Genomic DNA, 11,813 nt, shown 5'->3' with positions numbered 1-11,813 from the left:
TTTTATGCGTACACCACGTCGCCGCATACGACTTGCCCGCCTGAAGAAAACCCGGAGAAAAGTGCATCAGCGCTTTCGCCAGCGCATTTTTGAGCGCGATCGTCAGGCCGAACTGGCCGCCCATCCTCAGCCGCATGTTGTCGTGCTGACCGGCGCAGGCATCTCAGCGGAGTCCGGCATCCGGACCTTCCGCGCCGCTGACGGCCTGTGGGAAGAGCACCACGTAGAAGATGTTGCGACGCCCGAAGGATTTCAGCGCGATCCCGCGCTGGTGCAGCGCTTTTACAATGCGCGCCGCCAGCAATTGCAGGAGGCAGAGATTCAGCCTAATGCGGCCCATCTGGCACTGGCGGAGCTGGAACAGGTATTAGGCGATAACTTTTTGCTGGTCACACAAAACATCGACAATCTGCATGAGCGTGCCGGAAACAGCCGGGTGCTGCATATGCACGGTGAGCTGCTAAAAGTGCGCTGTGTCACCAGCGGTCAGGTCATTGAGTGGACCGGTGATATCACGCCGGACGATCGCTGCACCTGCTGCCAGTTCCCCTCGGCGCTGCGGCCGCACGTAGTGTGGTTTGGTGAGATGCCGCTGGGCATGGAGCAGATTTATCAGGCGCTGGAACAGGCCGATTACTTTATCGCTATCGGCACCTCAGGCCATGTCTATCCGGCCGCGGGTTTTGTCCATGAAGCCAAACTGCAGGGCGCGCATACTGTTGAGCTGAACCTGGAGCCAAGCCAGGTGGGCAACGAATTTGCCGAGCGGCATTACGGCCTGGCGAGCGAAGTGGTGCCGGAGTTTGTGCATAAGCTGCTGCGCGCGCTTTATAAGTAAGCAGGGGCGGCTATGGCCGCCTCGCCGTTTTTTGCCCGTCATGCTGATTCCAGCCGCCCGGTGTTTATCAACATTGCGAGGTTTGCCGCAACAATCTCGTAATCAGCCGTTTTTTTCGGGCTTATTGCTTTCCCAAAGGTTATCGACAGCGCTAACCTGTCTGCGAATGATTTTACGCAACGTTGTAACCGGCTGGTCTGTTAATAATACCGGATGGCACTTTTAAAGGATGGGATATGGAACAGTTACTTGAGCGCTTTTTAAGTTATGTGGCCGTTGAGACCCAGGCTAAGCCGCAGGCGCGCCAGGTGCCCAGCAGTGAAGGGCAGTGGACGCTGGCGCGTCAGCTGCAGGAGGAGTTGCTGGCACTGGGTTTTGTCGATGTCTCCTTAAGCGATCACTGTTGCGTCATGGGCACGCTGCCCGCCAATGTTGACTGGCCGACACCAGTCATCGGTTTCATCTCTCACATGGATACCTCGCCAGACTTTACGGCGAAACATGTGAATCCGCAGATCATTGAAAATTATCGCGGCGGAGACATTGCGCTGGGCAACGGCAACGAAATTCTCTCGCCGGTGATGTTCCCGGTGCTGCACAAGCTGATTGGGCATACGCTGATTACTACCGATGGCAAAACCCTGCTGGGCGCGGATGATAAAGCGGGTATCGCTGAGATCATGACGGCGATGGCGCAACTGGCTGCGAGCGATACGCCGCACGGTGCGATCCGTGTTGCCTTTACGCCCGATGAAGAGATTGGTCGCGGCACTTCTCACTTTGATGTGGAAGGCTTTGCCGCTGACTGGGCCTACACCATTGATGGCAGTGATTTAGGGGAGTTCGAGTATGAGAACTTCAACGCTGCTTCGGCCACCGTCAAAATCGTCGGTAACAACGTGCACCCTGGCTCCGCCAAAGGGGTGATGGTCAATGCGCTGGATCTGGCAAACCAGTTTCATGCCGCGGTCCCGGCCAGTGAAAAACCGCAATATACTGACGGCTATCAGGGCTTCTATCATCTGCATCAGATCAAAGGCAGCGTCGAACACGCCGAGATGCTCTATATCATTCGTGACTTCGAAACGGAGAGTTTTGAACAGCGTAAACAGACGCTGCTGCAGATTGCCGCAGAGATCAACAAAACCCTGCACCCGGACTGTTCGGTCACCGTCGAGATCACCAACAGCTATCGCAACATGCGTGAAAAGGTTGAGCCGTTCCCGCACATCATCGAACTGGCTTTACAGGCGATGCGTGACTGCGGCATTGAGCCGGTAGTGAAACCGATTCGCGGCGGTACGGATGGATCGGCGCTGTCCTGGAAAGGGCTGCCTTGCCCGAACATCTTCACCGGTGGCTATAACTATCACGGCAAGCATGAGTTTGCTTCGCTGAATATCATGGCGAAATCGGTGGAAGTGATTGTGCGGCTGTCAGAGCTGGCGGCGCAGAAGAAGAATTAAACCCGCAGACACAAAAAAGGCTCTCTGCCACGGTGGCAAGAGAGCCTGATTCATTATCAGCTCAGATTATTCGTCGCCGAAGTACCAGTAACCGGCATTGACCAGATCAGCGATCTGCGCCAGTACCGACGGGTCATCCAGCGCATCCCCCAGATCGTCCAGTGTGATGCGATAGTGGCGCGCCAGTACCGCCATCACATCGGGATGTGAACACTCAACACGCTCACCGTTGACATAGACCGCATCGCCAATCGTCAGGACACGCAGGCCACCTAACCGGCTCAGGGTATCGCCCTGTTGCAGCGCATCATAAATTTCATCAGGCTGGTAAGGCGGTTCCGGCGGCGCGACATCGAGTTCGTGGCGTGACTGGGAAATGAATTCGCCAAACCACTGAGCGAACTGCTCCGGCTGATTGACCACATCCAGCATCAACTGACGTACGCCTTCAATCTCCTGCGGCAGAATCTGCGACGGGCAATCACGTGCAGGGACATCCGGATCGCTGAAGCGCAGGCTGCCCAGCTCATTAGCCAGCGCGTAATCTGCAAAGCCGCTGATTAACTCGCGTCCGCTGGGGGCACGGAAACCCACGGAGTAGTTCAGGGCGTTTTCCAGCGAGTAGCCTTCATGCGGGAACCCTGGCGGAATATAGAGAATATCACCCGGCTCCATCTCTTCATCGATGATGGCGTCGAATGGCTCAACCTGCAGCAGATCCGGGTGCGGGCAGTGCTGCTTCAGCGGCACCTTTTCACCGACGCGCCAGCGACGGCGACCGGCACCCTGAATAATAAAGACATCATACTGATCAAAATGAGGACCGACGCCGCCGCCAGGCACGGCAAACGACACCATCAGGTCATCAACACGCCAGTCAGGCAGGAAACGGAAAGGGCGCATCAGTGCGGCAGAGGCTTCATGCCAGTGATTGACCGCCTGTACCAGCAGCGACCAGTTGTTTTCACCCAGATGATCATAGCTCTCGAACGGGCCGTGGCTGACCTGCCATTTGCCATCCTGATGGCTTACCAGGCGGCTATCCACCTCGTTTTCCATCGCCAGACCGGCCAGTTCATCCGGTGAAAGAGGATCGACAAAGTTTTTAAAACCACGCTTCAGCACTACCGGGCGTTTCTGCCAGTAACGCTGAATAAAATCGGGCCAGTTAATATCGAGCTGATAGTCCATAAAAGGGTTCCGCTTAGGGCTGTAAATGCCAGCAAGTATAACAGCCCTGAGGGTTTTCTACTCGCGGCGATGTTCGACTTCCTGGCGCTGAAAGACCACTTCCATGCGTGTTCCGCCGAGTGCGCTACCGGAGGCGATGACGTTGCCCTCATATTGCTCAAGAATATCGCGCACCACCGCCAGACCCAGTCCCTGACCGGGACGCAGGGTATCGGCGCGCTGACCCCGGACAAACACTAAATCGCGCTTACTCTCGGGAATGCCCGGACCATCATCGTCAATATAGAGATGGAGTGCATTTTCGCTCTGAAATGCGCTGATTTCGATAAATTCCAGGCAATACTTGCAGGCGTTATCGAGCACGTTGCCGAGTACTTCCATAAAGTCATTCTGGTCGCCAACAAAGGTCAGCTCCGGTGAGATATCCAGCGAAATCGCCACACCTTTACGCTGATAGACTTTATTCAGGGCCGAGCAGAGCTTGTCGAGCAGACCGGAAACGGAATGCAGATCGCGCTGCAGCGGATTGTGATCGGCCTGCATACTGGCGCGATGAAGATAATAACCGACCTGCTGCGAGATTCGACTAATCTGCTCCAGCATCACCGGCTCAGCCTGTTCCACCGTCAGTTCCTTGCCGTTGCGCAGCGAGCGCAGGGTGCTCTGCAACACGGCCAGCGGCGTTTTCAGGCTGTGGGTCAGGTCTGAAAGCGTGGTGCGATAGCGGGTATAGCGTTGCCGCTCATTGGTCAGCAACAGATTGAGGTTACGCACCAGACTGCGCAGTTCCTGCGGCGGATTATCCGCCAGATTTTCGCGCTGACTGGTCTCCAGTTCGCGCACCTGCTGTGTCAGCGCGCCAATCGGCCGCAGACTCCAGTGCGCCGCCAGCCACAGCAACGGAATGATCAGTATCAGGTTGGCTGCCAGCACATAGCTGAACCACGACCAGACCACATCAGAATGCTGCAACTCCTGCGGGATAGAGTCGACCACCACAATGGTGAGCGCGGGCAGATTCGTGGTGGCATCGTAACGGTTAACGGCGACCGAGTGGGTAAAGGTATCGTTGCTGTCATTGTCCCAGTCGTTGAGTCGTTGCTGAGCATTCAGGTTATTGCCCATTGCCACCATGCTGGTACGGTTACTGGTATCAATCTCGTAGAAGTCAGGCTTCAGCAGCCATTCACGGCGGATCTTCTTGCGGATCTCTGGCACGTCGCGTTGTTGCCACAACAGTTTGCCGTGCTCATCGTAAATAAATACCAGCGTCGGGAAGTTGAGCGTCATCCGTTCCGGCTGGGCGATGGTGAGTTTGTTGTCATGCCATTGCGCCAGCGTAAAGAACAGGTTGCTCTCGCCGCGCATCACGCGGTAGGTGTTTTTATCGAAACTGACCACATAGCCAATCACCGCCACCATGCCATAGGAGAGTGAGAGGAAGAGGACGATCGCTGCGGAGGCCAGCAGAAAGCGGGCGCGCAGCGAAATAGGGCGATAACGATTAAACCAGGACATGGTCAGAGATCAAAGCGGTAGCCCTGGCCACGCACGGTGGCGATCACGTCAGTAGGATGCAACGCCAGAATTTTTTTGCGCAGACGTCCCATAAGAACGTCGATGGTGTGGCTTTCACGCAGTTCAGCGTCAGGATAGAGCTGCAGCATCAGCGAGTCTTTGCTCACCACTTTGCCCGCGTTACGGATCAGTGTTTCAACAATGGTGTACTCAAAGGCCGTGAGCTTCACCGGCTGTTCATTGACCGTCAGTTCACGGCGGGAGAGATCAACCTGAAACGGGGCCATATCGATGATTTGCGAGGCATGTCCGCTGTTACGACGCATCAGCGCCTGCAGGCGTGCCGCGACTTCTTCAATGTGAAACGGTTTGGTGACGTAGTCATCCGCACCGGCTTCCAGCGCCTCAACTTTGGCCTGCCAGCCTTCACGGGCGGTCAGCACCAGAATCGGCTGGCGCACGGCATCGCTGCGCCAGCGGCGAATCAGAGACATACCATCTTCATCCGGCAGGCCGAGATCCACCAGCGCGATATCGGGCAGATGTTCCCGAAGAAAATAGTCAGCTTCTTTGGCGTCTTCGGCGGCATCGACCTGATGGCCCATGTCACGTAACTGGACGGCGAGATGATGGCGCAGCAGGGCATTGTCTTCAACAACCAGAACACGCATAGAAATTCCTTACACTCTGTTTGAGTCAACCTGCAGAAAGTATACGCGAAATGTATTAAACAAGATGTTAACGCAGACCGGACTGGGCCGGTCTGCGGCGGGCATTATTTCAGATCGTCAACCATCTGGATAGCGCGGCCAATGTAGTTTGCAGGCGTCATCTGCTTCAGACGGACTTTTTCCTCTTCCGGCAGCGCCAGGCTGTCGATAAAGGCCTGCATGCCGGCGGCATCGACGCGTTTACCGCGCGTCAGCTCCTTCAGCTTTTCATAAGGCTTCTCAATGCCGTAACGGCGCATTACCGTCTGGATCGGTTCTGCCAGCACTTCCCAGTTGTGATCCAGTTCATCCAGCAGACGATCGCGGTTCACTTCCAGTTTCGAGATGCCTTTCAGCGTCGCCTGATAGGCGATCAGCGCATAACCGACGCCCACACCGAGGTTACGCAGCACGGTGGAGTCGGTCAGATCGCGCTGCCAGCGTGAGACCGGCAGTTTGCTGGCCAGATGCTGCATTACCGCGTTCGCCAGGCCCAGATTGCCTTCGGAGTTTTCGAAGTCAATTGGGTTCACTTTGTGCGGCATGGTCGACGAGCCAATCTCGCCCGCAATGGTCTTCTGTTTGAAATGGTTCAGCGCCACATAACCCCAGATATCGCGATCGAAATCGATCAGGATGGTGTTAAAGCGGGCGATGCAGTCGAACATTTCGGCAATATAGTCGTGCGGCTCAATCTGGGTGGTGTAAGGGTTCCAGGTGATCCCCAGCGAGGTGACGAAGTTCTCGCTCAGCGCATGCCAGTCCACTTCGGGATAGGCGGCAATGTGGGCGTTGTAATTCCCTACAGCGCCGTTGATTTTGCCCAGCACCTCAATCTGTTTCAGCTGACGTAACTGACGCTCCAGACGGTAAGCGACGTTCGCCATCTCTTTACCCATCGTCGACGGAGTAGCCGGCTGGCCGTGGGTGCGGGAGAGCAGCGGAATGTCACGATATTCGCTGGCAAGATCTTTCACAGCGGTAATCAGCTGCTGCCAGTAAGGCAGGATCACGTCACGACGGGCTGTTTCCAGCATCAGGGCGTGCGACAGGTTGTTGATATCTTCAGAAGTACAGGCGAAGTGGATAAATTCAGAAACAGCATGCAGGGCAGGGACGTCGGCAACTTTCTCTTTCAGGAAATACTCAACCGCTTTGACGTCGTGGTTGGTGGTGCGCTCAATGGTTTTGATGCGCGCGGCATCTTCTTCGGAAAAACCGGCGACAATCGCATCAAGGAAAGCGTTTGCGTCGGCATCAAATGCAGGAACTTCCTTGATCTCTGCGGTCGCGGCCAGTTTTTGTAACCAGCGAACTTCAACCTCAACGCGGAATTTCAGCAAACCGAATTCGCTGAAAATCGCACGCAGCGGGCTGACTTTATCGCCGTAACGACCATCGACAGGTGAGACGGCGGTCAGAGAGGATAATTCCATCAGTGCAACTCCTGAATCATTTAGCAGTGTTTTGCCGCACCGACTTAGTAAGTCAGTGGCAGCCGGGATAAGAGGGTTTTCGCTTCACGCAGCAAACGCTGACGCGAGAACATCAGTTGCAGTCGGCCACCACCGACCTGCTGCCACAATACGGCAGCACGGATACCGGCTAACAGGGTGGCGCGCACTTTACTCTGTACCTGCGTATTCTGCAGTACCGCAGGCGAACCGGTGACCTGAATACGCGGGCCAAGCGGGCTGATCACATCCACATAGATGGCAGCCATCGCGCTGAGAATGGTGTCTGATTCCAGTTCATAATGCGCCAGCTGGCGATCCAGCTGAGTGATGCGCTGGGCCAGCGTCGCCATGGCCGTTTTACTGGCGCTGAGCTTGCGCTCCAGCACCATCATGCTCAGGGTGTAACGCGTCAGCTCTGCACCTGCACCCTGACGACTGCTGCTGTTCAGCACCGCCATCAGCGTTTCAAGTCCGAGGCGCAGGTTGGCTTCATTGTTGCCAAACACCGCCAGCGTTGAGCCAGGATTAAGGTCCAGCACGCTGCGCAGCGACACGGTCAGCGCCTCCGGCTGGCAATGACCCTGCTGAGCCAGCTGCTGCACCAGATGGGCCGACTGACAGATGCCCGCCAGCGCCAGCGTAATTTCCTGATAATTTTTCGCCACGGTTACTCCTGTTTACGCGTCATCAATGCGGGCTGAGCCCGCTTACTCCGCCACTAACGGCAGACGCTGTTCGATAATACCGCCACCGAGGCAGACCTCGCCAAGGTAAAACACCGCAGACTGACCCGGCGTCACCGCTGCAACCGGCTCGTCGAAACGCACCTCAATCCGATCGTCGCCGTGTGGGATAATCTCACAGGGAATATCGGTCTGACGATAGCGGGTTTTCACGGTGCAGCGAAGCGGGGCGGTAATCGGCTGGCGATCAACCCAGTGCAGCTGCTGCGCAATCAGGCCGACGGACATCAGACGCGGATGATCGCCGCCCTGGGCAACAATCAGGCGGTTACGCGCCACATCTTTGTCGACCACATACCAGGGATCATCTTTGCTCTCTTTCAGGCCGCCAATACCCAGGCCTTTACGCTGTCCCAGAGTATGGTACATCAGCCCCTGATGTTCACCGACGATCTGGCCTTCGGTGGTTTCTATTTCGCCAGGCTGAGCCGGGAGATAGCGCGCCAGGAAGTCGCGGAATTTGCGCTCACCGATAAAGCAGATGCCGGTCGAGTCTTTCTTCTTCGCGGTGATAAGGTCGAGCTGTTCGGCAATGCGGCGCACTTCCGGTTTTTCCAGCTCGCCAACCGGGAACAGACTTTGGGCGATCTGCTGGTGGCTCAGGGTATAGAGGAAGTAGCTCTGATCTTTGTTGCCATCCAGACCGCGTAGCAGCTGGCTCTGGCCAGCCACGTCCTGACGACGCACGTAGTGACCGGTGGCGATAAAATCTGCGCCGAGATCCTCAGCCGCGAACTCCAGGAACGCTTTGAATTTGATCTCTTTGTTGCAGAGGATATCGGGGTTGGGCGTGCGGCCTGCTTTGTACTCTTCGAGGAAATGCTCAAAGACGTTATCCCAGTATTCAGCGGCAAAGTTAACTTTGTGCAGCTTCATACCCAGCTTGTCGCACACCGCTTGCGCATCCGCCAGATCGTCCGCGGCGGTACAATACTCCTCGCCATCGTCTTCCTCCCAGTTCTTCATGAACAGGCCTTCAACCTGGTAACCCTGCTGTTGCAGTAACCAGGCGGAAACGGAAGAATCGACGCCGCCGGACATACCGACGATCACTTTTTTCTGGCTGTTGTCAGACATGACACGCTCGCATTACGATAAAAAAACAGGCGGCGCATTCTATCATGCAGAAGGCAGGCGCGCACCCTCGTGAAACGGCCACCGGAACGGGCTGACCAGATGTAGCGGGTAGCGCGTGCCCTGTTGCCACAGGCGTACGCTTTCCGCGACCAGCGGCGAACGCAGGTTAGAGGCAGTGAGAATCTGCGCTGGCGGCAACCACCAGCAGCAATCGATGTCGCTGTCCTGCGGCTGGGTTGGCGCTTTTTCCGCCAGATCCACGCCAAACAGAAAACGCACAAAAGGCGTACTGTCGGGCGCGATCCACTGGTTTATCGCGATGAAATAGTGCATCGGCGTGGCGATGCCGGTCTCTTCATAGAGTTCGCGCTCTGCGGCTTCCAGCAGAGTTTCATCCGCTTCAAGATGTCCGGCGGGCTGGTTCCAGGTGGGGCGACCGTTAATCGTCTCTTCCACTACCAGTAATTCACCTTCGGCCTGAACCAGACAGGCGACAGTAACATGAGGTTTAAACATCACTTCTCCGCAATTGTTAACCTGAGGTTATAAAAAACCGGTTTTCAGAGCGCACTTTCGCTGAGTTCACGCCACGCGCCCGGAGCCAGATCGTCGAGCGAATAACTCCCCATCGCGTACCGGATCAATCGCAATGTGGGAAAGCCAATGTGGGCGGTCATCCGACGAACCTGACGATTACGGCCTTCATACAGCGTGATTTTCAGCCACTGCGTCGGGATGTTTTTACGTTCGCGTATAGGTGGCTGACGTGGCCAGAGCCACTCAGGCTCAGCCACTTTTTCTACCCCAGCGGGCAGCGTCAACCCATCTTTCAGATTAACCCCATCCCGCAAAGGCTGCAGATCCGTCTCCTGTGGCTCGCCTTCCACCTGCACATAATAGATCTTACCTGTGCGTTTGCCGGGCTGAGTCAGCGCAGCCTGCAGCGCGCCGTCGTTGGTCAGCACCATCAATCCTTCGCTGTCGCGATCGAGGCGACCTGCGGCATAAACCTCTGCGACGCTGACAAAATCCTTCAGGGTTCGGCGGCCCGCTTCATCGGTGAACTGCGGTAACACGTCGAACGGTTTGTTAAACAGAATCACGCGGCGCGGAGCCGGAGGACGGGCAGGGGAACGCCGCGCATCACGCGTCGGGCGGCTGAATCGTTTATCCTGGTGAATTCGTTGAGAAGTTTTTCGCATGGGCTTTGCAGTCAGAAACATTCGGCGCATTATAACGTGAAATTGCGGTGATTGGCGTGGCGGAAATATTCAAGTAGTATTGACGCGCATCTTACAAATCATTAACAAACGCCCAGGAGAGGTTAATGGAAAGCAAAGTAGTTGTTCCGGCGGAAGGTCAGAAAATCACCCTGAATCAGGGCAAGCTTACAGTGCCAAACAATCCGGTCATTCCTTACATTGAGGGTGACGGTATCGGTGTTGATGTTTCCCCGGTAATGCTGAAAGTCGTCGATGCGGCGGTGAAGAAAGCCTACAACGGCGAGCGTAAGATCTCCTGGATGGAGATTTACACCGGTGAGAAGTCAGTTGAACTCTACGGCCAGGATGTCTGGCTGCCACAGGAAACTCTCGACTTAATTAAAGAATATCGCGTGGCCATTAAAGGCCCACTGACCACCCCGGTCGGCGGCGGTATTCGTTCACTGAACGTGGCCCTGCGTCAGGAGCTTGACCTCTACGTCTGCCTGCGTCCGGTACGTTACTACAAAGGCACGCCAAGCCCGGTTAAACGTCCTGAAGAGACCGACATGGTGATCTTCCGTGAAAACTCCGAAGATATCTATGCCGGTATCGAGTGGAAAGCGGGCTCTGCCGAAGCGGACAAAGTGATCAAGTTCCTGCGCGAAGAGATGGGCGTGAAGAAAATTCGCTTCCCTGAGCAGTGCGGTATCGGCGTTAAGCCATGTTCAGAAGCGGGCACCAAACGTCTGGTGCGCGCGGCAGTGGAATACACCATCACTAACGATCGTGATTCACTGACCCTGGTCCACAAAGGCAACATCATGAAGTTCACCGAAGGCTCTTTCAAAGACTGGGGATACCAGTTAGTGAAAGAAGAGTTCGGCGGCGAACTGATCGACGGTGGCCCGTGGATGAAGTTCAAAAACCCGAACACCGGCAAAGAGATCATCGTTAAAGATGTGATTGCTGATGCGTTCCTGCAACAGATCCTGCTGCGTCCGGCTGAGTATGACGTTATCGCCTGTATGAACCTGAACGGTGACTACATCTCTGACGCTCTGGCAGCGCAGGTTGGCGGTATTGGTATCGCACCAGGCGCCAACATCGGTGACGAGTGTGCGCTGTTCGAAGCGACCCACGGTACAGCACCTAAGTATGCAGGTCAGGATAAAGTGAACCCAGGTTCAATTATTCTGTCCGCAGAAATGATGCTGCGTCACATGGAGTGGTTCGAAGCGGCTGACCTGATTGTTAAAGGTGTTGAAGGCGCTATCGCTAACAAGACCGTGACTTACGATTTCGAACGCCTGATGGATGGCGCTAAACTGCTGAAATGTTCAGAGTTTGGTGACGCGATCATCGAAAATATGTAATCGGCTTTACGTAACATACAGCCAACACGAATGTAAAAATCGTGTTGGCTTTTTACTTCCGGCTTTCTTTCCCCAAAACTCTTCATAAAATCACCTTCACGCAGCAACCACAATCCAGGCTTTGCCGCGATCATCGTTATAGCGATTACTCATCTAAGCGCTTATTGCTCTCGCACCGTACTGTTTAAAACATTTTCTCAGTGAGAGTGCTGCTAAATCATTTCCCGCTACATGG

The 11,813-nt window shown here is 55.4% G+C and carries 11 protein-coding genes; 3 read left to right on the top strand and 8 right to left on the bottom strand.

Translation table 11 applies throughout. The features are described 5' to 3' along the window. Nucleotides 1–4 precede the first annotated feature (4 nt). Both cobB and pepT read left to right on the top strand, forming a co-directional pair. Nucleotides 5–838, top strand: coding sequence for a Sir2 family NAD+-dependent deacetylase (gene cobB / locus HFD87_RS00450; protein WP_010246278.1), 834 nt, complete (start codon nt 5–7; stop codon nt 836–838). Between the two features lie 236 nt (nt 839–1,074). Continuing rightward, a complete protein-coding gene (pepT, locus tag HFD87_RS00445; protein ID WP_010246276.1) occupies nt 1,075–2,304 on the top strand; it encodes a peptidase T in 1,230 nt (409 codons plus the stop codon). A gap of 66 nt (nt 2,305–2,370) precedes the next feature. On the opposite strand, the gene HFD87_RS00440 is transcribed toward pepT, so the two are convergent. The 8 genes from HFD87_RS00440 to rluE all read right to left on the bottom strand — a co-directional run bounded on the left by HFD87_RS00440 (nt 2,371) and on the right by rluE (nt 10,223). Next, on the bottom strand, nt 2,371–3,495 hold the full coding sequence (locus HFD87_RS00440) for a cupin domain-containing protein (protein ID WP_010246274.1): 1,125 nt from the start codon (nt 3,493–3,495) through the stop codon (nt 2,371–2,373). Nucleotides 3,496–3,552: 57 nt separating this feature from the next. Next, nucleotides 3,553–5,013 carry a two-component system sensor histidine kinase PhoQ gene (gene phoQ / locus HFD87_RS00435; protein WP_010246272.1) on the bottom strand — a complete coding sequence of 487 codons (1,461 nt, stop codon included), beginning with the start codon at nt 5,011–5,013 and terminating at the stop codon, nt 3,553–3,555. A 2-nt stretch (nt 5,014–5,015) separates the two neighbouring features. Then, nucleotides 5,016–5,684, bottom strand: coding sequence for a two-component system response regulator PhoP (gene phoP / locus HFD87_RS00430; protein WP_010246270.1), 669 nt, complete (start codon nt 5,682–5,684; stop codon nt 5,016–5,018). Nucleotides 5,685–5,788: 104 nt separating this feature from the next. Continuing rightward, entirely contained in the window at nt 5,789–7,159 is a 1,371-nt protein-coding gene (gene purB, locus HFD87_RS00425; protein ID WP_010246268.1) for an adenylosuccinate lyase, read from the bottom strand. 44 nt (nt 7,160–7,203) lie between these two features. Next, a complete protein-coding gene (gene hflD, locus HFD87_RS00420; RefSeq protein WP_010246266.1) occupies nt 7,204–7,845 on the bottom strand; it encodes a high frequency lysogenization protein HflD in 642 nt (213 codons plus the stop codon). 42 nt (nt 7,846–7,887) lie between these two features. After that, complete coding sequence (gene mnmA / locus HFD87_RS00415; RefSeq protein ID WP_010669869.1) at nt 7,888–9,000, bottom strand: tRNA 2-thiouridine(34) synthase MnmA; 1,113 nt, start codon at nt 8,998–9,000, stop codon at nt 7,888–7,890. Between the two features lie 42 nt (nt 9,001–9,042). Then, complete coding sequence (locus HFD87_RS00410) at nt 9,043–9,516, bottom strand: NUDIX domain-containing protein (RefSeq protein WP_010246262.1); 474 nt, start codon at nt 9,514–9,516, stop codon at nt 9,043–9,045. Nucleotides 9,517–9,560: 44 nt separating this feature from the next. Beyond that, nucleotides 9,561–10,223: a 23S rRNA pseudouridine(2457) synthase RluE gene (rluE, locus tag HFD87_RS00405; protein WP_167422809.1), complete on the bottom strand. Its 663-nt coding sequence runs from the start codon at nt 10,221–10,223 to the stop codon at nt 9,561–9,563. 104 nt (nt 10,224–10,327) lie between these two features. On the opposite strand from rluE, the gene icd reads away from it, so the two are divergent. After that, nucleotides 10,328–11,578: an NADP-dependent isocitrate dehydrogenase gene (gene icd, locus HFD87_RS00400; protein ID WP_010246256.1), complete on the top strand. Its 1,251-nt coding sequence runs from the start codon at nt 10,328–10,330 to the stop codon at nt 11,576–11,578. Nucleotides 11,579–11,813 lie beyond the last annotated feature (235 nt).

Source organism: Pantoea sp. EKM21T (assembly GCF_011800405.1).
In the GTDB taxonomy this organism is placed as follows: domain Bacteria; phylum Pseudomonadota; class Gammaproteobacteria; order Enterobacterales; family Enterobacteriaceae; genus Pantoea; species Pantoea agglomerans.
This window is presented reverse-complemented; position numbering and strand designations above follow the sequence as displayed.

Bases quoted from the DNA above. Each gene is read 5' to 3' on its own strand.
- cobB (WP_010246278.1), top strand. From the start codon at position 5: ATGCGTACACCACGTCGCCGCATACGACTTGCCCGCCTGAAGAAAACC.
- pepT (WP_010246276.1), top strand. From the start codon at position 1,075: ATGGAACAGTTACTTGAGCGCTTTTTAAGTTATGTGGCCGTTGAGACC.
- HFD87_RS00440 (WP_010246274.1), bottom strand. From the start codon at position 3,495: ATGGACTATCAGCTCGATATTAACTGGCCCGATTTTATTCAGCGTTAC.
- phoQ (WP_010246272.1), bottom strand. From the start codon at position 5,013: ATGTCCTGGTTTAATCGTTATCGCCCTATTTCGCTGCGCGCCCGCTTT.
- phoP (WP_010246270.1), bottom strand. From the start codon at position 5,684: ATGCGTGTTCTGGTTGTTGAAGACAATGCCCTGCTGCGCCATCATCTC.
- purB (WP_010246268.1), bottom strand. From the start codon at position 7,159: ATGGAATTATCCTCTCTGACCGCCGTCTCACCTGTCGATGGTCGTTAC.
- mnmA (WP_010669869.1), bottom strand. From the start codon at position 9,000: ATGTCTGACAACAGCCAGAAAAAAGTGATCGTCGGTATGTCCGGCGGC.
- HFD87_RS00410 (WP_010246262.1), bottom strand. From the start codon at position 9,516: ATGTTTAAACCTCATGTTACTGTCGCCTGTCTGGTTCAGGCCGAAGGT.
- rluE (WP_167422809.1), bottom strand. From the start codon at position 10,223: ATGTTTCTGACTGCAAAGCCCATGCGAAAAACTTCTCAACGAATTCAC.
- icd (WP_010246256.1), top strand. From the start codon at position 10,328: ATGGAAAGCAAAGTAGTTGTTCCGGCGGAAGGTCAGAAAATCACCCTG.